Here is a 22822-nt window from a genome sequence, read left to right as displayed (position 1 = left end):
GCATCGTTCAACACTTTTTAAATCGCTCTGATTCAGAGCGATTTTTTTTTGCCCTGACGGGTCGGTTTTTGGTGGAGATTTTGAAAATTTGGTAGGGCCCACTTTTGAGTAAAGGTTGTGAAATGCTTTTTGCTTTTGTAATTTGCATAAAACCCAATATGTTAAAATGATCAGAGAATTTCCCAACTGATCGTAACACACTTGACAAAGAAAATGGGTGTATCTCAGCCCACTTGCAATGGAATTGAGATGATTTGGCCAGTTTACCAGTGGAAGTAATTAGCGAAATCGTTAAGGTTTTTTAATCTAGAACCAAATTGGTTGCGATTAGGTCATAGTGGGGAAGAAGCCGATGTTCATCTAGAGCAAGTCAGAAAGCGATACCATCACCATCTCAAAAGATGAGTTCATAGAGCTTCAACGTAAGGCACTTAGGCAGGAAGAAGAAAGAAATAAAAAACTTTCGAATGAGGTGGAGCAGCTGAAAAATGGCTAAGCGTGATCTGTTTTGGCAGTTTTAACAAATTGATTATACTTATAAATTACCAATAGTTACAATTTTTTACTCAACCCTCTATCAAAATGTTTATGGGATTTTTCTCAAACCTATTCAAGGTCAAAGAGCCAGTTGCGCCTCCAGGTCATCCGTTTCCCGAACTTTACCCATTCGAACTTAAGTGTGATGCTGCGATTCAAAATAAGAAAAATGCACAAATGCAACTGCCTATTGACCTTTTAACGAAGGAAAAGTGGGATTACTTAAGCAGCAAATACTGGCAATTACAAATCCCTGTTACTCATGAGTTTCACAAAAGCCACGATTTCTATTTACGACGCTTCAACTCAGTGAGAGAAGATATTCTTTCTGGCAATCAGTTATCCATTGATAAGACTGACGAAGAATATATTGGTGCCTTCGTTGAGCAGGAACTACCAGGCAGTAAGATGAATATTGTGAAACCGACTATTATAAAAACGGGGATAGCAGGCTTTCGTTTCCACGATTACAAAAAAAAGGATGTTAAAGAAATGTTGACCATGGATCCTTTTCAACAATTGGACACTGTTATAGAGCCAGACAATAAGTTCGATATACATGCTGTAAAGCTTTTATGGGAAGGTTACATGTTAGGCTATGTGCCAAGGGAGTATAGTTCAGAGGTAACAAAAGCTTTGGAATGTAATAAAGAAGTTACCTGTTACTTGGAATCATACGACAACTTTGGCTCGGTCGATGATCGAACACACATTGAAATTAGAATTGATCATGCCAAAACTCCAAGCTCACGATAAAGTTACAAATAGTAAAAATGTTCAGGGGTGTTTTGAAGTCTGCTTATAAGGGATTGATAGTTAGGTTTTTGAAGAATATTGGTCGTATTATAGCCCGATACTCCTGCTCACTAATGGTCGTTTGACAAGGTCAAGTTTATTGCTACTTCCGTTTTATTCAAATCACAATGTCTTTCATTTACTATGAATATACAGTACAAGATTAAGCGAGTTGTTCAGGGAGTAAGGGATTTATAGATGCCAGTTAAAACAGTCTTTACTTTTGATTTTGTTAATACATTAGTTGCTGTCGTTGCATTATTCTATGCGGTAGAGGCGTATAATTTTTCCTTAAAGCAACAAACTGATAATGAAAAAAGTGAAAGATTAAATTTGAATAGGGCTGACAGTCTCTTTCAGATGCAATACGAATTAACTAAAAAAACTATTTCAGAATTAGAGAAAATCAAACATATTAATGATTTACAACAGGCTTATTTGGGTGAGCAGTTGGCGCAAGTATTGTTAGAAAATCAAAATATAATTGAAAGTGGTCAGCCTAAGTTTGCTTTGGAGGAAATGTCTTGGGGGAGAGACTTTCCAAATAGAGAGCAGATTCGATTAGGAGTGCGTTTTATAAATACAGGAACTAGAAATGCAGAGAACACACAAGTAACTTTGATCTTGATTGAAAATTTTGAAACTAAGCTTACGTTTAGTGGACAAAGTGAGCAAACTGTAACATCTGGAAATTCAAGTAGCGACGAGGTTTTTGTGGAAAAAAGCAAAATTAGATCGAAGAGGGAATATGGATCCAATCTTTTTGGTGTTGTGACAATAAAATATTTGGATCGAAAGACGAAAAAGACTCATGAGGATAGTTATTATTTTAAGTTTGACAGATTTTACGGATCACGGTGTACAAAAGAAGAGCTTTCGAAAATTAAAGAATTTCTGACAAAGAAAAAGACAAAAAACAAGAAGGATAACGGTAGGACTGATAACGGAAAAGCTGTTCAAATCTAACAAATCTGATGACGATAAAAGAACTGATTTCACTTTTGATTCCACTATTATCATTCATAGTTGTTGGTGTTCTGGTCTACTGGCGGGAAAATCGAAAACAATTTCAGGAGAAAATCTTTGAATACAAGTTTCAAGCCTATCGAGAAATTGGTGAAGAAGTTGGAATGTATTGTCAAGATGTGTTTAATTTTCTGGACTCTTTTCAGTTTTATGAAGGAAGTAAAGAGGAGTGGCTGGAAGAATCAAAAGATGAATTTAAGGAGTATTACGCAAAAGCCTTTGCATTGGAAAGGCTGTATTATAAGAACCTGATTCTTTTACCAGATGATCAATTAAATAGGCTCCGTGAGCTTACCGGGAGATGTGTTCGTCACATTACGGTACACCACCATTTGGGCACTGACCTCCCTCATACATCTTACGATATGTTGTTGGATATGTTGTATGAGTTTTTAGAAGAAGGTAGAAAGGATCTAAGTGTAAACTTGATCAACAGCTCTTTGAATCGACGATTGAGTGAACAGTTTTATCCGATAAATCTGAAATTACAAAGATCGCAGAAAAACAATTCCGGCGATAACGGCGTAGATAATGTTACAGATTAAACCATTGTATGAATAATAAAAAAGCAGGTTTGAGAATATAAAATAAACCAGAAAGAGATCTTTATAATCAATCCGTGCGAAGAATTTCAATAGGACTTGCATTGTGTTAAATATACGTTGGAGTCCAGTAAAGATAGCAAAATGCACAAATGTTTCAGGGGTATTTTAAAACACTGTTATATTGATCTGATATATAGCGAAATATGAATTTTTGGTCGTATAACCCTATGGGTCACCAAGTTACTAGTAAGCATCATTCGACACTTTTTAAATCGCTCTGATTTCAGGGCGATTTTTTTTATGCCTAAACGGGTCGTTTTTGGCGGAGATTTTGAAAATTCTGAATTTTTTGAAATACTCGTTGCTCCACAACATTTGGGCTTGATCTAACAATTCATCATATTGCCACGATAAATTATCGTAACTACTAATCAATTGACTACCATGAAGATTCGGTTTGCATTTTTGGCTTTAATGGCCTGCGTTTTATTGGTAGCCGCTCGTCCGGCTGTGCTTTTCGGGGATCTTGCGGGCTCCTGGTCCTACACCATTTCCGACGTTCCACCGGAATACCAGCAAGGTGTATTCATCTTTGAAGAAAAAGACAACGCAACCGTTGGCTTTATGGGCGAAAACAAGGAAGTGCCTCTGAAAGAGTTGAACGCAGCAGATGGCAATGTTAGTTTTAAATTCGATTTTGATGGAGGAGCGATTGCTGTCAAAATGGTGCAAAGCGGTGATACATTGCGTGGAAATCTTTCTTCTCAGTATGGTGAGTTTCCAATCGTAGCTGTTAAGAAGAAGTAATTTTATTTCCCGGAAGCCGGCATTTTGTGGTGGCTTCCGGGTTTCTTTTTTCAATTTGTCCTCGTAGGGGATTCTTTTCGCTTCAATTCTTCAAGATTGCCTTCATATTTCCTGATTAATAAGACGTGAACTGGTAGAAACTCAAAAACTTCCACCTCGCAATCTTTCCGTACTTTTGCCCTCATAACATCATCAAGCCACAAAATGATACGAAAATTACTATTCGGGTTTATTTTATTACTTCCTTTTCTCACGCAGGCGCAGCAGGCTCCGGCAACAGATACAAGCTGGGTTCGTAACAATTTTATTAAAACGGAACATGCGATTCCCATGCGGGATGGGGTGAAGTTGTATACCGTCATTTACACGCCCAAAGATGGGGAGGCGTATCCGGTGCTGATGCAGCGCACGCCTTATTCCGCCGCGCCGTATGGTGCCAACAGTTACCGCCGTCGTTTGGGACCGAATACGTCTCTGATGCAGGATAAGTACATTTTTGTGTATCAGGATGCCCGTGGGAGATATAAAAGCGAAGGGAATTTCAGGGAAATGACGCCGGCTATTCCAAACAAAAAGAACAATAAGGATGTAGACGAGTCCAGCGATACCTTCGATACGATTGAGTGGCTTTTGAAAAACACCAAAAACAATGGCAAGGTGGGGCAGTATGGTATTTCCTTTCCGGGATATTATTCTTCGGCTGCTTTACCGGATGCACACCCGGCTTTGAAAGCGGTTTCGCCTCAGGCACCCATGTCCGACGAGTTTATCGGAGACGACTGCTACCACAACGGAGCATTTTTCCTGATGGATAATTTTGGTTTTTACAGCGGTTTTGATGGTCCAAAAAGTACGAACGGGGAAGATTACGAGAGTTTCTTCCGGGCAAGTTACACGGATGCATACCAATATTTCCTTGATTTTGGGCCTTTGAAAAAAGCCAATGCAAGTCCGTTTTTCTCAGACCCGAACAGTGTGTGGCGTCAGGTGGTAGCGCATCCGGTTTATGATGAATTCTGGCAATCGCGAAATATCAAGCCGCATCTTAAAAATGTAAAACCGGCGGTACTGGTAGTTGGTGGCTGGTTTGATGCCGAGGATTTGTATGGAGCGCTCAAAACCTATTCAGCGATTGAAAAGCAGTCTCCGGGAAACAATGCCAGGCTCGTAATGGGCCCGTGGACGCATGGAGGCTGGGCGGCTCCGTCGTGGAAGTCGTTTGCCCAGTATCAGTTTGGTGGAGATGTGAACAAATATTATCAGGATGAGATTGAAACCAAGTTTTTTAATTTCTACCTGAAAGACAAAGGCAGTTTTGATCAGGCAGAGGTAACGGTTTTTGAAACGGGAAGCAACCAGTGGAAAAATTATGATATCTGGCCTCCCAAAAACAGCACGCCTACGCCATTTTACCTGGCAGACAAAGGAACACTGACTGCCCAAAAACCAAATGTAGCAAAAAGCGCAAGTGACTACGAAAGTGATCCTGCGAAACCTGTACCTTATACGAGCGTGATTTCCGGTCGGAGGAATAACGAATACATGGCGGAAGACCAGCGTTTTGCTGCGCAGAGACCGGATGTATTGGTTTTTCAGACAGATTCTCTTGCCTCCGATCTTACGTTAACGGGTGAAATTATTGCTAATCTATTTGTTTCCATGACAGGCACGGATGCGGATTTTATAGTGAAGGTGATTGATGTTTGGCCGGCTGGTTCTGTGGTTCCAGCAGCGCAGGAAGGGCAACGTCCTACGCAAATGGGAGGGTATCAGCAAATGGTTCGTTCAGAAGTGATTCGTGGAAAGTTCCGGAACAGTTTCAGCAAACCGGAGGCATTTACCAAAGATAAAGTTGAAAAGGTGACGCTGAAACTAAACGAAGTTGCGCATACTTTCAAGAAAGGCCACCGCGTGATGCTGCAGGTGCAAAGCAGCTGGTTTCCGCTGGTGGACAGGAACCCACAGAAATTCATGAATATTTTTGAGGCCAACGAATCCGATTTCCAAAAGTCAAAAATTACGGTTCACCACGACGGCAAAAACAGCAGCAACATTGTGTTGCCGGTGATGAAGTAAAAAATAGATTGCCACGGATGCACGAATTTTGCACGGATTAATTTTTGATAGTTATTAGTGATCATTCGTGTATCTGTGGCAAATTGGATTTAAAAATAGGTTGCCACGGATGCACGGATTTAACACGAATTTATTTTCTTATTATTCGTGCCCATTCGTGTATCCGTGGCAAAATTTGACACTACTTCAATCCTTTTCGTTTTTTGTATTCCTGAAAACGTTCGTTGTATTCTTTAAGCTCCTCTTCTTTAAAGCTTTTCTGATATCTTTCCGGAAGTTCCAGCCTTTCCTTCATTTGCAGAGAATTGGATAGTTCCACCAGTGTATTTACGCCCTTTTTGTCTTTTACCAGATCGAAGGCATCATACAAATCACCGTTCACGGTATAAGCTTTGAACGCCAGTTTGCCAGGGTCGACGGTTATCACCTGATACAATTGTGTATTGGAAGCAGCACGATCCATCCAGTTTTGCAGGCCGATGTCATACATTTTCGGACCACTCACCGAAACCACATAAATGGGTCCATCCGGCTTCTTTCTGCTTTGTCCGGCTGGTATGTTGATTCCCCGTCCATAGGTATGATCATGTCCCTGAAGTACAATGTCAACTTTGTATTTTTTGTAAAGCGGTTCCATTTTTAATCTCCATTCATCGTTGTCCCGTCCATTTTTTGTTGAATATATCGGGTGATGGTGAATTACGACGGTCCAGCGATTGGTATTGGTTTTAACCGTATTCTCAAACCAGATAGCCTGTCTGTCCAAAACAGAAGAATCGAGCAGAGCTGCCTGAGAATCAAGAGAAATAAAACGTATGCCCTGGTAGTCAATGTAATATGCAGTTTCAGATAAGCCCTCGGGCCCGTTTTCAGGTAGAGCAAATTGCGGACGCCAGTGGTCCGAAACATGCGTTTTATTGTTTTGTCCTTATAATATTCGTGATTTCCTGGCGAAGATAGGCTTGGTATCATACCATTTACCCATCCTCCGGCCTCAAACCATTCTCCCCATTCGTAATCAGTGTTCGACCTGTTTATCAAATCTCCTGCGTGTATCATCAGGTTGGCTTTTGGCAGAGTAGCGAAAGCTCCTCTTATTGTTCGCGACCACAAAGAGCGCAAATCGTTCTGCGCATCGCCAAAATAAAGAAATGAAACCGGTTCCTGCTTGTCGGAGGCTGTTTTAAAGTGAAACCACTCGCTCCAATGCTGGCCGCCACCAACGCGGTAGACATATTGTGTGGAGGGTTTTAAATCCGTAAAGTTTACTTCATGGTAATGCACCGTTTTGCCATCCAGAATTACCGGCAGGCTCTTTGCTTTTACAATACGTGCGTTCGGCACAAAGTCCGGTGAAGGATCCGCTTCGTGAATAGCACCCACGGCGTTGGAAACAGTCGAATCTGTTCGCCAGTTAACAGCTTGTGAAACAGCGGGATTGGTTTTGTAGCCAAGAATAACCCGGTCCGGAAATTTGGTAGGCGGGTAAGTTTTGTTCTCCTGAGCAAACAGACCTGAAACGAATATGATATTTATTAGCAAAGCCAGAGCATTGCCGGCAATCGAAATTTTCATGGAATAACCTTGTAGTTCTGTGTAAGAATACGGGAAATGGCAGATATAAGGCTAACAGAGTATGTTAAGAAAACATGAATTTTATCCTTCCAAAAGTTGCGTACCTTTGTGTCGTGAAATTTGAAGCAGTTGCGCATTGAAAAAGAAAACACTATTTATTACCCCGCCATTTACCCAGCTTAATACACCTTACCCGGCAACTGCTTATCTGAAAGGGTTTTTGAACACGCTGGGCAGGGAATCGTATCAGGCCGATTTGGGTATTGATGTGATTCTGGAACTGTTTTCTTCAAAAGGATTAACCCGTCTTTTTACCGAACTTGATGATTCGGATGCTGAGCTGACGGAAAACAGCTTTCGGATTTACTCCCTCCGGGACGATTACATATCCACCATTGATCCCGTAATCCGTTTCCTGAAAAACCATAATCCTACACTTGCTCATAGTATTTGCGACCGGAGTTATTTACCGGAAGCGAGCCGTTTTCAACAGCTTGAAGATATGGATTGGGCATTCGGTACGATGGGCATTCATGACAAAGCGAGGCATTTGGCGACGCTATATCTTGAAGACCTGGGTGATCTGATTCAGGAAGCTGTGGATCCTCATTTTGGTTTTAGCCGTTATGCTGAAAGGCTGGGTCGGTCTGCAACGCATTTTGATGAAATGGAAACGGCTCTGGAAATGCCGGATACGCTTTTATCAGCTATTTTGACCTCGATACTGGAAAAGAAAATACAGCAATATCAGCCCGATATGGTTTGTATCACAGTTCCTTTTCCGGGTAATTTATACGGCGGTTTTAAATGCGGCCAATATCTAAAAAAATATTATCCTGCCATTCAGGTGGTAATGGGGGGCGGTTTTGCCAATACGGAATTGCGGTCATTAAAAGAGCCGCGTGTTTTTAATTACATCGATTTTGTTTGTCTGGACGACGGTGAAGCGCCGCTTTTATCGCTTTTGGAATATCTGGATGGTGAAAGAAGTATTGAACAACTCAAAAGGGTTTATTCCAGAGTAAATGGTGAAGTGATTTATCACAATGGCGCCAAGGAAAAGGATGTGCCGCAACGTGATACCGGTACACCGGATTATAGTGATTTGCCTCTTCACGATTACCTTTCCGTAATTGAAATTGTGAATCCGATGCACCGCCTTTGGAGTGATGGGCGTTGGAATAAACTTACACTTGCACACGGTTGTTATTGGGGTAAATGCTCGTTCTGCGACATATCGCTTGACTACATCCGACGCTATGAGCCCATGACGGCGGCTTTGCTTTGCGATCGGATAGAAGAAATAATCAATCAAACAGGTCAAAACGGGTTTCATTTTGTGGATGAAGCCGCGCCTCCGGCTTTGTTGCGGGATCTGGCTTTGGAAATTATTCGCAGGAAACTCACGGTTGTTTGGTGGACCAATATCCGTTTTGAAAAAAACTTCACCCATGACCTTTGCCTGCTGCTAAAAGCTTCCGGTTGTATCGCCATTTCGGGCGGACTGGAAGTGGCGTCCGACAGGCTTTTAGAGCGAATGAAAAAAGGAGTAACCGTAGCGCAGGTCGCTCGTGTTGCTGATGCTTTCACGCAAGCTGGCATTATGGTTCACGCCTACCTAATGTATGGTTTTCCTACGCAAACGACTCAGGAAACAATAGATGCACTGGAGATGGTGCGGCAGTTATTCGAACAAGGAATTGTACAGTCTGGTTTCTGGCATCGGTTTGCAATGACAGCGCATAGTCCTGTTGGGTTACATCCGGAAGAATTTGATGTAATGCGTATTGGTCCGGATCTCGGTAAGTTTGCCAACAACGATCTGGAACACAATGATCCGCTCGGCGCAGATCATGATTTATATGCGGAAGGATTACGTAAATCGCTTTTCAATTATATGCACGGCGTTTGTCTGGATTTCCCTTTATCAAAGTGGTTTGATTTTAAAGTACCGGCATCGTCCATTTCCCCACGATACATTGAAAAGAGTGTAAGAGAATTGCCGGATGTCGCAACGAGAACCAATGCCATCGTAGTGTGGATGGGAAGCCTGCCTGAAATGGCTGTTTTCGAAGAAAAACGGGGCAAAAAGGTGGTTGAAATTGCCGAACTGGTTTTTTTTAACAAGAAAAAGGAGTGGGCTGTTGAAGCAGAAGTGGGTGTTGCTGAATGGCTGGTACAAACTATGCCTAAACTTCTCACCAGCAATGCTGAGCCTTATGCTTTTGATCAATTAAAAAATGATTTTGCCAACGCAGGATTAGGAGATTTTCAAACCTTCACAAATTCAAGAACCTGGAATGAACTACGCAAAGGCGGCTTGTTGATTGTGTAGTTGTTGGCTTGAACTTAGATAAATCACGTCTTATCAACTTCTTCCTGAAAGGTCGTCAACATAGTCGGCAGCGGGTAAATAAAATTCGTGTCTTTGTGCCTTTGTGGCAAAAATTAAAGAATGCCTTTCAATATTTCAGAACCGAGAAATTAAGCAGATCATCATCAAAAGTGGTAAAGACCGCCGGATAACCCACAGCTATTTGTCCGATTTTCGATTCCAGTCCAAGTGCTTTCGCAGGCCTGATCGTCGCCATTTCTATGGCTTCCTGTAACGGAATTCCTATTTCATTCACCGCATTTCTAACCGCATCGGCCAGAGAAATGGTTGCACCGGCAAGGTTTCCGTCGGAATTGATATATTTCCTGTCTTTCAAATAGGCATCGAACTCACCCCATTTAAATTCAGTCACTTTCTCGTTCAAAAACAAAGCATCAGAAATAAGGAAAAGTTTGTCTTTTTTGACCTTGTAAGCGATCCGGGCGGCTGCGTAACTGGAATGAACACCATCGATGATGATGGGTGCGTAAACCGATTTATTGTCGAAAGTGGCCCCAATGAGACCTGGTTCGCGATGGCCAAAAGCAGACATGGCATTGTACAAATGCGTAACCAGATGAATTCCCTGATTAAATGCGCGGCTTGCCTCCGAATAAGTTGCATTGGAATGTCCGGCTGAAACAGTGATACCAGAATCCAATAGCAGCTGGATTTGATCTTCGGTAAACATCTCCGGCGCAATCGTAATCAGCTTTATAACGCCTTTTCCGTATCTGACAATTTCTTCAAGATCGGCGTTGGTTGGCTTTCGAACATATTCAGTGAGGTGTGCACCGCGTTTGATGGGGTTGAGAAAAGGACCTTCCAGATGCATTCCCAACACACCTGAACCAGGGTACTTTTCCTGGTAGGAGCGAACAGATTCAATGCCTTTCAAAATGTTGTCCTGTGGCGAGGTAATGAGCGTAGGCAACACGTACGCAGCTCCGGTAGCTACACTGGTTTGATATATGTCGTCAATCGTTTCTTCGTCAGCCTTTTGTGTAAAATGATATTTTTCTCCGCCGTTGATGTGGCTATCGAAAAGGCCGGGAGCGAGGTACTTAACTTCTTTGGCACCGGCAGAAGATGTCGCATGTGCAATGGAAATGATTTTATTGTTCTCAACGGTTATGAGTTGATCTTTAAGAATCTCGTTTCCTGTAAAAACTTTTTTTGCGAATATTACCTGCGACATTTCAATTGATCATTAAACTGTGATAGTTTGTTTCGAGTGAGATCAAACAAACCTTTATTTTACAATAATATCGAATTTGGTTAAAAGACCTGCCAGGTCGGAAGAGAGAAATTTAGCTTTCCTGATATTGTTGATCGTTGGGTCAATGGTGAAGTATTTGCAGGTCGAAAAATCCACACCGCCTAAATTGGTATTGGCAAATACGGAATCGCTGAAATCGCAATTATGAAATTTACATTTGGACAAATCACACTGCGTAAAATCCGCTCCCTGAATACGGCAATTGGCAAAACTACTTTTATTCAGCTTCTTGTTTTCGAAGATGGCGTAATCCAGGATACAATTGTCAAATTTTACCATTAAGCCAAAATCCTTTGCTGAGGAGATATTAATACCTGTCAGTTTACAATTCTTAAAAATGACGTTATCCAGCTTGCAGTGTGTAAATGAGACGTTACTCAAATTACATTCGTCAAAAACGCAATCAGTAAAAGTGATGGAAAGTAGTTCGTTAAACGTGCAATTTATAAAGTGTATTTGCTCAAATTCATCAGAGGGAATGGTTTCAACCGAGAAATCGACGTTACGGAACGACTGGGTATTTTGGATTAAGGACATTCAGTTTAAGGTTTTTCTGATGTTACAGATATTTTTTGATAACAGATTTCAGCTGGTCAGCCTGCACAACGCCTGACTGTCTCCACATTGGTTTACCATGTTTGAATACAATTAAAGTTGGAACACCCTGAATTTTGTACGCTTTGGCAGCCGATGGATTTTTATCTACATCCACTTTTATAATGGTGGCCGATTCTCCCAGATCTTCCTTCAAAGTTTCCAGGATCGGTTTCATCATTTTGCACGGACCGCACCATTCTGCCGAAAAGTCCACCAGTACCGGTTTGTTTCCGTTTATGAGTTCTTTGAAAGTCGACATAAGTTTGTGTTTTGATGTTATCTAAAAATACTAAATAATCAGACCCGATTCGTAGAGCGGAAGACTGTAAAGTAAAGCGTAATCTTCTCCAAGGCTAACCAATGTTAAGCCAAAATGGTTTTAAAATTTACACTGATAATTGGAAGAAAATCAACGTATGGAAGGTGCGAAATTTAAAGCTTGGTTTTGAGATAGTTGCTGAATCGCTTCTCAATCCATTCATAGGTGAAGTGGGAATAAATAATGGTAATGGTCATCGATATGAGCAAAGAAAGACCAATCATTGGTTCGGTATGTGGAAGTTTAAAAACTCTGAATAGGATTACATTCAGCAGAATAAGAACAATGGCGTGATTGAGGTAAATGGAGTAGGAGATACGTCCCAGATATTGAAATGGCTTGGTCAGCAACATTGTTGTGACTAGTCCTGTTGAACTGCAAAAAATGATCACTCCACCAGAAAAAAGGATAGGGAATACCATTTTCCACAGGTTAAGCTGAAAATGATGAACGACGTACATCAATAAGATCATCACAACCAGAAACGGAATTTCCATTGCCGACAACTGAAAAGTGTTTTTTGACAGAATGTTGTACGTGAATATTCCGAGACAGAAACAGAATATCCCACGAATGAAACCATAATCGTAAGCAAGCATGTAATTGCCTTTGGAAATAATGAAGGCTCCACATAAAATGGTGGTGATAATAAATGCCAGGATTTTGCTGCGCTGAAAAAATATCAGAATTAGTCCAAAAACCACATAAGATATCATTTCAGCTGAGATAGACCAGGCAGGGTAATTGAGACCGATCCATGATCCAAATACAGGCGTTGAACCCATAAATGTCAGCGTGTCGAGAACAGTGGAGAAATAATAGGAAGCTCCGAGACTGTTTACATTCTTATAGGAACTAAAATCTCCCAGAATGTTAAAAATCAGGAAAACGATCTCGGTGTAAACAAGTAGCGGGTATAGTCTGACAATTCGCTTTTTGAGAAACTGAAAAAAATCCTCTTTGGTGTCGATCCGGTTGAAATAATTCAAGGCAATTACGAAGCCACTCAGTACGAAGAAAAAGTCTACGAACAGGTCCGAGTTAATTACAAAAAAGTTATTGTAAAATATCGAATCCTTGAAAGCATTGTGATGGTGTGCAACAACCAGAAGGGCAAAAATCCCCCGCAACCCATCGAGTTGTTCTACTCTTCCTTTCATTTAGTGGATGTGAATTTAAATACCTTTAACAGAAATCGAATTGCTTTATCTTAATCTGTCAGGCTGAGGCAGTTGTTAAAGCCTTATTTTCAGGCTCTGAGAGTTTGTTAAAATATCTTATTCCCAGGAATCGGATCATTGCCAGGTACGGAAACCAGAATGCGATGTCAGTCGGGCGTCCGCCTGCAATAAGTAAAATGGTGATTGATATAAAAAAGTAGGCAAGAGTCGTGGAAATGGCAGTCGTATTTGTTTTAATCTCCCGGATTGCAAAAAGAAACAGGAAAAAGTTAAATGAAGCAAAGAATAAAAATCCAATGATGCCATAAGCCACAAAGGATTCCAGAATCGGGACATCAAGATAATCGCTCTTGAATCCTCTTCCCATAAAAGCATCCCAGGAAAAAAAAGTATTTAAAAATGTCTCAAATCCTCCAACACGCCCCATAGCAGACGCATCTACATCGGCTGTTTCGGTAAGTTTTACTCCAAAGGATGTGAAAATTACGTCCATGATACGATCTTCAAAAACATCATAATATCCAAGTAACAGATTGAAAATGTCTCCGTAGCGATTGAGGAAATAACGTATACCCAAGAGGATCAATATCAGCAATACTAGGTTTCTGAATTTAAAAATACTCAGAGTTGCTTTAAATAGATTGGATATTTTAAAGTTAAATAGCAGATAGGCAATTACCATCAGACCAATCCCTAAATAACTGGACTTTGCAAGCGACAATACCACCACTCCCAAGCTAAACAGTACAGAAAAGAAAAGAAAAGCTTTGCTTATAACATTACTTGATCTGCTCATCAGAACAATAGCCGTAATGATACAAATTACTCCGTTTCTCGCAGTTATGTGAGGATTTCCGCCGGGTTGTGCCCCTTCGTTAGAAAAACTAACTGCTGCCCTCATACCAGGTGCCCAGTTTGGATCGGTAAGAAGAGAGTAAACCAGAGTGATGTTACAAAACAATGCTATCAGAAAAAGAATGGTTACCAGCGTGTCTGATATGTCATTTGGGATATGGAGCAATAGTACCAGGAAACCAAACATGAAAACGTAATTACCAATATCTGCAACGGCTTTTCCCTGATAGTTTAAAAAGAAGAAATAGTATAAGGTGATTATCAGAAAACCTACCCCCAGGTTAAACAAGATTGGATTTGGCTTGTAGAATCTATTAAAAAGGTGAGGAGGTAGCATAAGCACTAGCGCCAACACAAAAAATGCAGCAGTAAAAGTGCTGTTAGCGGGACCAAATTTCAGAGTATCCCTGATAAAAAATATCAACGGAAATCCATTGAACATCATAGCGATGCCGACGGAATACCGGAGATTATGAAAGTTGGTGGTAATATTTAGAAGACTCCAATTCATTTGGATAACCTGTAACTTATGTATTTAAAGTCGAACTTAAATATGAAATAGGCGATTTTGCGAAACCTGCACCAAAGATACTTCAATTTGTTGAGAGACGGGGAGCCCAACGTGGAAATGTACAATTCTTTGATTTTTGCATGTTCCTTTTTACCCAGTGGTGCAATGTTCGAGGATTTAGCATCCGCATGCACCCGCAGCGCTCCTCCGAGCCCTTCCACTTTTCTGACGGTGGTGGTACCCGATGCTGTGTACCTGGTGATAAATTCGTAATCAAATGCAAAATGGTATGATTCGTCAAACGGTCCGTATTTTTTTACCAGATCTCTCTTAAAAAATAGAGATTGATTATGGATTTGCATTCCTTCCAAAACCTGGCATTCAAAGCTATATGAGGTCGTTTTTAAAATCTCGGTAACTTCGTCCGTTGTTGAGATCATAAACAAATCGCCATAAAGAATATCGTCAGCAGATTGCATCGCTGCTTTTCCAAAACGATGAAATGTATCAGGGAAATATACATCGTCGGAATTTTGAAAGCTTATGTAATCACCAGTTGCTCTTTCCAGAGCCTTGTTTATGGCGTGAACCTGCCCGCGATCCTTTTCAGAAACCCAATAGGAGAGGTGCTGTTCGTATTTCTTAATAACCTCCACGCTGCTGTCTGTCGATCCTCCGTCAATGATAATATATTCCAGGTTGGGATAATTTTGATTCAATACGCTCAAAATGGTACGCTCCAAAAATTCGGCCTGGTTATAAGACGGGGTTATGACGGTAAGTTTCGGAAATGCAACAGATTTTTCTCCGCTTGATTTTAGTGTAGATACAAGTGAGCGCAGTTCTGAGGTGTATTGGTCGAGGGATTTCATAGTATGTTATGATAATTAAAACTGATCAATAAAGCGGGTAACCGACTTAATATTATTTGCCAGTTTTTTACGTAATAAGCGGTTTGGTTTAATATCTGGTATGCGTCCGAAACCTGGCTTACCCAAAGGAACGTCTTTTCTGAAAGAATTTACTACCTTTTTATAATCAGCGTAGAGCTGTTTAAATTGCCCGCTTTGCGCTAGCAATGGGGCATGATCAGACCAAACCGGATCGAAAAATTCCAGACCTGCAAAATCAGCAGAAATAAGCGGCTTTCCGCTCACAAAATATTTATCGCCACGGAGCTCTATTACCTTATTCAGAACCGAATGTAAGCCATAATGCCATCCGGGATGGGTGAGCTGTCTGGCGTTGTGAACACGTACCAATACAAAATTCAGCCATAGCTGATCCATACACATGCCATTGCACAAATCGAACTGTGCCCGGTCGATTGTTCTTTCTGCCCACCAGTCCAGAAATTGCAAGGTTTGTGCAGATCTGTTAAGAGTCCAGCTCCCTGCGTGAAACATACCTACATTTAATATTCTTTTATCATCCAGTATCGGAGATCTTTCCAGTGCGCCCGTTATATGCGGTGTTACGAGCATTCCTCCGTCAGTTGCAATAATATCGGACAGTGAATGATACAAGAACACGGTGGGCGAAAGGAAAGTAAGCGTATTTACATCAGGATGAATGTTTAAAAGATGTTTTGCAAACCACGGACGACAAGCCGGCAATAATTCGAAATCATAATAAAGCGCCGTCATTTCCTTCCACTGCGGCAGTTGAACCGATGAAACCGGCAATAATCTTATGTTTGAAGGCAGGTTTGTAATTTCAATGGTATCTACCCAACAGAGATAAAATACGCTTCCCGTATACTGCACGGCCGAATTTGCCAAGGCCAGTGCATTGGAAAGGCTGGTACGATTGCAAACTGTAAAAATAATATTCATACTTCTTTATTTCTTCCTGCGAACCTCCTGATAAGGAAGATCGTCTATATTGGTATTGTTGATGCCTGTGAAAGCAAAAGGCAGCTGTTTACTTTTGCCATCCGGGTGTAATTTATTGCCGGAAAGAGATTTACAGAAAAAGTCCCGGACAATAGTGCTGGGCTTTCGAAGTGTCGGCCAGAGCCGATTGGCCTCTGTCTCCCAAAAAACAGCATCCCTGTTTTCCAGCGTTTTGTTATGTCGGTATTGGTAAGCTGTCTTTTCTTTCTTTCTCAACGCCTTTATCATGCGTTGAACGTGGCAGAGAAATAAACCATTTTCCTCAAATCCATTTCCCATTATTGTTTTCTGATTTTCTTTCAAACCAAGGAATAAAGCCAGCTGATTCGGAAGCGTCTCATTTTTTCTAGCCACCGGAGCAGCTTTCAGATAGTCGTAGCCTTGTTTGCACCAGTAGTGCAGTTCATCTTTAACTATCCACGAGTTTAGCTCGTGAATTAGCAGGAAGTCGGCCCAGCTGAATCTTTCGTAAAAATCTTCCATCAGAAACAAACGTGCCATGGTCTGTCGCGATTGAAAATACTCCTTTGAAAAACAAATAATATCCGCGTCCTCTTTATGCTCTTTAACAATACTCATATCCGCACCTTCATAAGTAATGAAAATCACAGGATACCGAACCAGCGCGTCCAGGCAATGTCGTAATAATCTTTCTTGCGTAGGATTAAGGTTTGGGTCAGGAATGGGGATAATTACAGAAACCAGCTCTTTCATTTATATCGTTTCAAGCTGTTTCAAAGCATGCACAAATGGTTTTTTAAGCCACTTTCTTACACGCTGATATCTTTTTATCTGATGCGGTTTGATATAAAAACAAGGGAATTTGCGGTAATAAGAGTTACCGTTTTCTAAAAGGTTGTTTTTATATAATTCGAAAAGCGCCGTAAGATCTTTCCTTTCCGACAGCTCAAAACGATTCTGGTACTTGGAAAGTACTTCTGGTTTTGCAGGGTCATATCCACTGTAATGAAAGAAAATCAGTGGATTGGAATTATTTACATAATATTCACTTCCATCGTTGGAAAACTTGCGTTCGTGCAGGTTCCAGTATGCCGCATTGTATCCGGGATTACGCTCTATATGTACGTCAGGAATAAAAACGGGCAGAAAATTCATCCAGTTCTGGTCGGTAAACAAACCATTACAAAGATCAATCAGGCATTCGTATCGCAGCTTTTCTTCCCACCATTTGATGTATTCCAAAGTTTTTTCACTTCTGGCAAAAGCCACGAATCCGAGGTTATAGATACCGGTATTCAGATGATCCAGTTCATTTGGTTTCAGGCGGTCATCAATGGCAGTGTTGATGTGGGGAGTAAGTACGGCAGGGTGTTTTTTCAGAGAACCTAATAGCTCTGTAATCGGCTGAAATACAATAATATCAGGATCCAGATAGATCACATTTTGTGCCTCAGGATACTTTTTAAAAAAGTATGTAAAGTAAAAAGGTTTTACCGCCGTGTTCAACTCAGTTATATCATATCTCCCGGCCATTTCATCAAAACCTTCAATGCCGATTTTGTCAATTTCGATCATTGGATATTCAGGTGTAAATGACGCGTCGAAGCTCACGCCTTCGAGAATATCAACCAGCCCTATGAAAAATTTAACATCCGGGTTTGTCGATTTTAGCGAGTCTCCCAGCGTGCGGGCCTGGGCCAAATAATTTATTGAACAAATGGTAAAAACAATGGTCATTAGTTGTGCTGTTCCGAAACGATCAAAGGTAAGTACTTTTGAATGATGGCTTCAACGTTTCCGACACTTTTATCGGTATTGTGCCTTTCGAGTACTTTTTTACGTCCTTTTTCCCCCATGTTCTGACGAAGAGCAGGATCAAGCACCAGTTGAATAATTGCATCCGAAGCTGCTGTGATGTCCAGATACGGAACCACAAAGCCTGCATCGGACTCAATTAGCTCGGGCGCACCGCCTGCGTCTTCAAAGCAAACCACAGGAATTTCCTGCAAAGCAGCTTCCAGAACCACCAATGGATATGGATCTTCTCTGGAACTGAGTAGCAGGATGTCGAAACGGTTGATATAATCAAGTGCCTGCGGAGTAGGGGGAATCAGAATAATGCGGTCCGAGAGCCCCATCAGGCGAATATCGCTTTCTATCAGTTCATAAATCTCGTGCTGCGGACCGGCGCCAATCCACACAAAGAAAACGGGTAACGGAGCTGTTTTTGAAATTACATTACGCGCTATCCAGTTAAAAAGGTCGTTTCCTTTTCTCCATTCAGCATTGCCGCAGCCGCCTATCACAATGGCGTCATCTGGTACACGGTATGTTTTTTCGAGAATATCAGACTGAACAAGTTTGAGTTTATGGTCGATATGATCGTGATCAATCAGCGTAAATGTGCTGACGTGCTGGATCGGGAAATCATATTTTTTTACGTAATAATTAGCAACTGCTTTGGAAACTGCAATCAGATGATCCGTCTTTTTAAGAAGAAAGTTCAAATGCTTTTCGTGTGTGTAAATGCGGGCCGACATGGCAAGCTCATGCACAAATAACACCATTGGGAGATGATGCAGGAAACGGAGCGTTTCGTAATAAACGGCGGCATTCGCGATGGAATTCACAAAAACAAGGCCAATATTTTGTGCTTCCAGCTCGCTGGTTACCCGATCATTTTCGCGTTGTGCGGAATGCTCCTCGTATAACTTATGCAGGTTAATTTTCTTAAGAATTTTACCCGGAATGAAATACGGCGAAACATGATCATTTTGATACAGCCGGGTAATTGTCGTCACCTTGGCAAAGTCGTCTTCCAGGGCACCGCCACTGCATAGCAGCAGGTGCATGGGTACACCCCGTTCTTTCAGCAGTCGCAGCAATTGCAATAGCAAAAGTTGGCTTCCCGCCCGATTGGCATCATGACTTACAAATAATATCTTCTGATGTTCCATTAATTCAATTTGTTGCTATGATCAATATTACATGGTCGTCGGCTTCAAACCTGTCTTAATAAGCCTCATAGCTTTTTTTGCCCGGAACCTTCTTGGCGGGATTCCCAATATAAATACCCCATTCTTCAGTCTCTTTTGTGATGGCAGAAGCCATGCCCACAAGCGTTCCGGGAGCAATGTTGGTATAATCACGAATGGTGCTGTTTACACCAAAAAAAGAGTAGGATCCAATCTCGCAATGACCCGACATCACCACATGTGATGTAAAAAAAACGTGGTCATGTATTTTGCCGTGATGTCCGATATGGTTTCCACTCCACATTACAACGTTGTTTCCAATGGTTGTGTAGGGCTGAATGGTGTTGTCTTCAAGAATGAAGCAGTTTTCACCTACAACACTTTTATCAAAAATAGTTGCGTGAGAACTGATATAGGATATGAATGAATACCCTTTTGCTTTGGCCAGATTGTAGATATTTTCCCTATTTCGATTCATATTTCTCCCAGTCATCGGAGCAAAAAATGAATATTCAGCGGGTGAAAATATAGTCTCAACATCTTCGAAAGCTACAACAGGTAATCCGTGAAAGGTTTCTTCTTTGATATATTCCCGATTGATAGTGAATGCTGCAACTTCATGTTCAGAGTCATGCTGCAAATAGTAATGTGCCAGCTCGGCGGTGTCTAATACACCAAAAATGATAACCTTAGCCATTTTAAATCAGTTCGTAATCTTTTAAGAGTGTGGTAACCTTTTCGGCGTCATTGAACATTAATACGTCTATAACTGACAACCAAGGTACGAAAGCATTTTGGAATTGGGAATAGGGACTTACCACACTTTTCAAAAAGTTTAGCTTTATTCCTTCTTTCTCAAACCGATCCTTATCGTATAATTCCATGCCACCTACCGGATTGATGTAATGTGAGGCATTCTCTTGTTTACAAATATCAAGTATGCGTTCCGGTCCCTTCAGATCCGTGTTATGATATATGTCGGATGAGGGGACGATCTCAGTCGGAATACCCATGTAAGCACACGTTTTTTGTAGTGCAAAAAGGGTAAGTTCATGAATTGTCTCTGGTTCGAAATTTACAATTTCTTCTATCAGGGTAAAAACCTTTTGATAATTAGGGGCTTTCTGATAGGATTGTTGCAGGGTTTTTAGAAACTTCTTTCTCCAGGGATCATTTTTTAAGAGATGTACCTCATTTATTAGTTTGTTCTGACTGGCATCTTTTAGCGGAATGGTGAAAAGGTAAGGTTTGCCGCCCACCAGAAGGTTGTTTCTGTTGATCCACCCCTTGTTAATGAAATTGACATCATCGTAAATGATGAATTTGTCAACAGCATTGATTAGTTGAAAGTACCCGATATACGGAAATATATAGGGCTGCATGATGGCAATGGTCATGAATTATCAGATTGCTGGCAGGATTTGCCATGGTTAATACGAACCGAAGACTTTTTTAACGGCTTACTTATTTAGCTTTCGGAGATAGTAATCTTCACCCTTCACGATGAGATTTTTCATGGTGGTATCGGTTCCGAGCCGCAAATCGCCGGGTAAGGCTTTTATTCTGCTGGTATCATTTATTACGCTTCTGGCATACATCAGATAATCAGCCTCTTTGGGAATTGGTCGTAATCCTTCTTCAAATGGATTGATTGAGATTAATTTTCTTGAAAGATCCTCACCGTATAGCGGATATTCGAAATCGTCGTTGATAGTTGCCAGTGCAACAGTCGCGTTCTGAGGAACGATTGAATCGAACTGCTTATAAGCAGGTGTAATGTCTGGCCGGGCAAAGGTCTGAAATTCAATCCGATCCATTTTTAATGCAGATTCGTGTCCATAAGCACCGATTGGAAGGCAGCGAATGTTAAGATATACCGACATCAAAGCGGATACGCATGCAAGTACCACGATCATCGCCACATAACCCTTCCATACCTGACGGCGGGGTTTAATAATGGACAAGCGGTGATGCGAAAACAGCAAGAGCAGAAACAGCACGCCAAATAGACCGGTTTCTATAAAGTACCTTCCCTTAAAAGGATCATATACGGCAGAAAATGAAATTGCGCAGAAATGCAGTATAAAGGCGAGCGCCAAAAACCAATGGACGCGCGACCAAACCACTCTGAAAAAAACGAGTAATATTAATGGAAGAATAAGGGCGAAGCCAAAAATCCCCCAATAAGGATTTGCATTATAGAAATCGAACCGGCGTTGGAATGAAAATGGCACAATGGCGTATTCAGTTTCCTCATCAAGCCTCATATTTAGCTTGTCTTCCAGCAGCACAATTGGTTTACGTATCACCGTATTAAGGTCGTAACCCCATTGCGCGTTTCGCAGTCCGTCCAGATTGAAAAAATCATAACTGTAACGCACCACGTTTCTGCTGCCTTGTTTGATGCCGTTTTTTACGGTTCCGAAACGCTCGATGGATTGATGTTTTAACGCGGTAGGAGGGCCAATTGGGTGACCAAAAACCTGAATATTTTTAATATAACCGGTGGGAAGCATGTAAATGCAAACGGCAACTAAAATGGCTAGCCCCAGTTTCAGAAATCTGTTGAAGAAGATTTTGAAATCCGGTGCTAGAAAAACGGTGTATACCATCACAACAAATACCGACGGTAACAAAAGCGCAAATGTAGCCTTATGCCCGAAAACGATACCGAACACAAGCCCGGAAAGATATAGGTAACGGTTATCCCGGGTGTTGAAATAGGTGAAGAGAAAATACAGCAGGCAACTCAAATATGCCGTAAGCACAATATCGGTCTCAGTGGTGATGGCCTGCATCAGAAAATCCAGAAACATACCGTATGCAAATGCACAAAATATGCTCGCTGAAAGATTTCTACCTATTCTCTGTGCTATCCCGAATACCGCAATCAGCGTGATGTAATAGGATAAATGGTGAATAAATTTGAAGGCGTTTTCAACATTTCCACTGATAAGATAACAATAGATCTGAATGCTGGTGAGGCTTTTAGGATAGGTATCCATGTTCCAGTTGGTACCGCCAAAATGAGCCATGGTACCGCGCTGAATGTAGCGAATTGCCCTGTTCAAATGCCCCGTCATGCTGTCCCACTCATTGGGTACTGTAAATAGCACCAGTATCAGATTGGTTATCCCAATAATGACCATGGTGCCAAACATGAAAGCGAATATGAATTTGAGATATGGAGAAAGCTCTCTTGCCCAAATTACAAAAGTACTTAGCCGGTTGTTAACAATTGAAGAGACGGCATAATCCTGTTTTCCCGGAATTAAAAGGCTCCAAACTCCCAGCTGAACAGCCAGCATCATGTAAGTTCCTATAATCCAGGAAAAAACATTGGCAGTCTGATCAAGTGCGGAAAGTACAAATCCGGTTGGGATGACACAGCCTACGAAGAGTACGAACGAAATTAAGATCCATTCGGTGAGTGATGGTTGTGCAATTTTTTTAGAAACAAAACCAACACCGCACAGTAATATAATAAGGGAAATCAGGTATATAATAACCATAA

At 41.3% G+C, this 22822-nt stretch carries 21 protein-coding genes; 6 read left to right on the top strand and 15 right to left on the bottom strand.

Annotated elements, in window-relative coordinates; genetic code table 11:
• Positions 1 to 582 precede the first annotated feature (582 nt).
• From LZG71_RS06845 to LZG71_RS06825, 5 genes are all read left to right on the top strand, one after another.
• Positions 583 to 1293 carry an HIRAN domain-containing protein gene (locus LZG71_RS06845; RefSeq protein WP_233818331.1) on the top strand — a complete coding sequence of 237 codons (711 nt, stop codon included), beginning with the start codon at positions 583 to 585 and terminating at the stop codon, positions 1291 to 1293.
• A gap of 237 nt (positions 1294 to 1530) precedes the next feature.
• Positions 1531 to 2298 (top strand): hypothetical protein, encoded by a 768-nt coding sequence (locus LZG71_RS06840; protein ID WP_233818329.1) that lies wholly within the window; start codon positions 1531 to 1533, stop codon positions 2296 to 2298.
• Positions 2299 to 2306: 8 nt separating this feature from the next.
• A complete protein-coding gene (locus LZG71_RS06835; RefSeq protein ID WP_233818327.1) occupies positions 2307 to 2903 on the top strand; it encodes a hypothetical protein in 597 nt (198 codons plus the stop codon).
• Positions 2904 to 3347: 444 nt separating this feature from the next.
• Positions 3348 to 3710, top strand: coding sequence for a hypothetical protein (locus LZG71_RS06830; RefSeq protein WP_233818325.1), 363 nt, complete (start codon positions 3348 to 3350; stop codon positions 3708 to 3710).
• A gap of 204 nt (positions 3711 to 3914) precedes the next feature.
• Positions 3915 to 5786 (top strand): CocE/NonD family hydrolase, encoded by a 1872-nt coding sequence (locus LZG71_RS06825; RefSeq protein WP_233818323.1) that lies wholly within the window; start codon positions 3915 to 3917, stop codon positions 5784 to 5786.
• A 181-nt stretch (positions 5787 to 5967) separates the two neighbouring features.
• Here the strand turns inward: LZG71_RS06825 and LZG71_RS30600 are convergent, their stop codons facing one another.
• Positions 5968 to 6570, bottom strand: a complete 603-nt coding sequence (locus tag LZG71_RS30600; RefSeq protein WP_310587735.1) for a metallophosphoesterase — start codon at positions 6568 to 6570, stop codon at positions 5968 to 5970.
• Positions 6486 to 7361 (bottom strand): FN3 domain-containing metallophosphoesterase family protein, encoded by an 876-nt coding sequence (locus tag LZG71_RS30595; protein ID WP_310587733.1) that lies wholly within the window; start codon positions 7359 to 7361, stop codon positions 6486 to 6488. Before LZG71_RS30595 ends, LZG71_RS30600 begins: the two co-directional genes overlap by 85 nt.
• 136 nt (positions 7362 to 7497) lie before the next feature.
• Here LZG71_RS30595 and LZG71_RS06815 point away from each other — a divergent pair, with 136 nt between their 5' ends.
• Positions 7498 to 9696: a radical SAM protein gene (locus tag LZG71_RS06815; protein WP_233818321.1), complete on the top strand. Its 2199-nt coding sequence runs from the start codon at positions 7498 to 7500 to the stop codon at positions 9694 to 9696.
• 127 nt (positions 9697 to 9823) lie between these two features.
• Here LZG71_RS06815 and nagA read toward each other — a convergent pair whose 3' ends face one another.
• The 13 genes from nagA to LZG71_RS06750 form a co-directional block, all read right to left on the bottom strand.
• Positions 9824 to 10933 (bottom strand): N-acetylglucosamine-6-phosphate deacetylase, encoded by a 1110-nt coding sequence (gene nagA / locus LZG71_RS06810; protein ID WP_233818319.1) that lies wholly within the window; start codon positions 10931 to 10933, stop codon positions 9824 to 9826.
• Between the two features lie 54 nt (positions 10934 to 10987).
• On the bottom strand, positions 10988 to 11551 hold the full coding sequence (locus tag LZG71_RS06805; RefSeq protein ID WP_233818317.1) for a pentapeptide repeat-containing protein: 564 nt from the start codon (positions 11549 to 11551) through the stop codon (positions 10988 to 10990).
• 22 nt (positions 11552 to 11573) lie between these two features.
• Entirely contained in the window at positions 11574 to 11870 is a 297-nt protein-coding gene (trxA, locus tag LZG71_RS06800; protein WP_233818315.1) for a thioredoxin, read from the bottom strand.
• A 173-nt stretch (positions 11871 to 12043) separates the two neighbouring features.
• Entirely contained in the window at positions 12044 to 13090 is a 1047-nt protein-coding gene (locus LZG71_RS06795; protein ID WP_233818313.1) for an acyltransferase, read from the bottom strand.
• Between the two features lie 58 nt (positions 13091 to 13148).
• Entirely contained in the window at positions 13149 to 14477 is a 1329-nt protein-coding gene (locus LZG71_RS06790; RefSeq protein WP_233818311.1) for a hypothetical protein, read from the bottom strand.
• Complete coding sequence (locus LZG71_RS06785; protein ID WP_233818309.1) at positions 14474 to 15349, bottom strand: glycosyltransferase family 2 protein; 876 nt, start codon at positions 15347 to 15349, stop codon at positions 14474 to 14476. Before LZG71_RS06785 ends, LZG71_RS06790 begins: the two co-directional genes overlap by 4 nt.
• A 15-nt stretch (positions 15350 to 15364) precedes the next feature.
• Positions 15365 to 16312, bottom strand: a complete 948-nt coding sequence (locus LZG71_RS06780; protein WP_233818306.1) for a hypothetical protein — start codon at positions 16310 to 16312, stop codon at positions 15365 to 15367.
• A 6-nt stretch (positions 16313 to 16318) separates the two neighbouring features.
• Positions 16319 to 17086, bottom strand: a complete 768-nt coding sequence (locus LZG71_RS06775; protein WP_233818304.1) for a DUF5672 family protein — start codon at positions 17084 to 17086, stop codon at positions 16319 to 16321.
• A complete protein-coding gene (locus LZG71_RS06770; RefSeq protein ID WP_233818302.1) occupies positions 17087 to 18070 on the bottom strand; it encodes a glycosyl transferase in 984 nt (327 codons plus the stop codon).
• The gene (locus LZG71_RS06765; protein WP_233818300.1) at positions 18070 to 19290 is read right to left on the bottom strand and encodes a glycosyltransferase family 4 protein; all 1221 of its coding nucleotides are present in this window, start codon (positions 19288 to 19290) and stop codon (positions 18070 to 18072) included. Before LZG71_RS06765 ends, LZG71_RS06770 begins: the two co-directional genes overlap by 1 nt.
• A gap of 55 nt (positions 19291 to 19345) precedes the next feature.
• A complete protein-coding gene (locus tag LZG71_RS06760; RefSeq protein ID WP_233818298.1) occupies positions 19346 to 20005 on the bottom strand; it encodes an acetyltransferase in 660 nt (219 codons plus the stop codon).
• Between the two features lies 1 nt (position 20006).
• The gene (locus LZG71_RS06755; RefSeq protein ID WP_233818296.1) at positions 20007 to 20705 is read right to left on the bottom strand and encodes a WbqC family protein; all 699 of its coding nucleotides are present in this window, start codon (positions 20703 to 20705) and stop codon (positions 20007 to 20009) included.
• A gap of 63 nt (positions 20706 to 20768) precedes the next feature.
• On the bottom strand, positions 20769 to 22820 hold the full coding sequence (locus tag LZG71_RS06750) for a glycosyltransferase family 39 protein (protein ID WP_233818294.1): 2052 nt from the start codon (positions 22818 to 22820) through the stop codon (positions 20769 to 20771).
• Positions 22821 to 22822: the final 2 nt, after the last annotated feature.

It is taken from the genome of Dyadobacter sp. CY312 (assembly GCF_021390535.1).
GTDB lineage: Bacteria > Bacteroidota > Bacteroidia > Cytophagales > Spirosomataceae > Dyadobacter.
The sequence above is the reverse complement of the archived record's forward strand: the minus strand, read 5'-3'. Positions and strand labels throughout refer to the sequence as shown.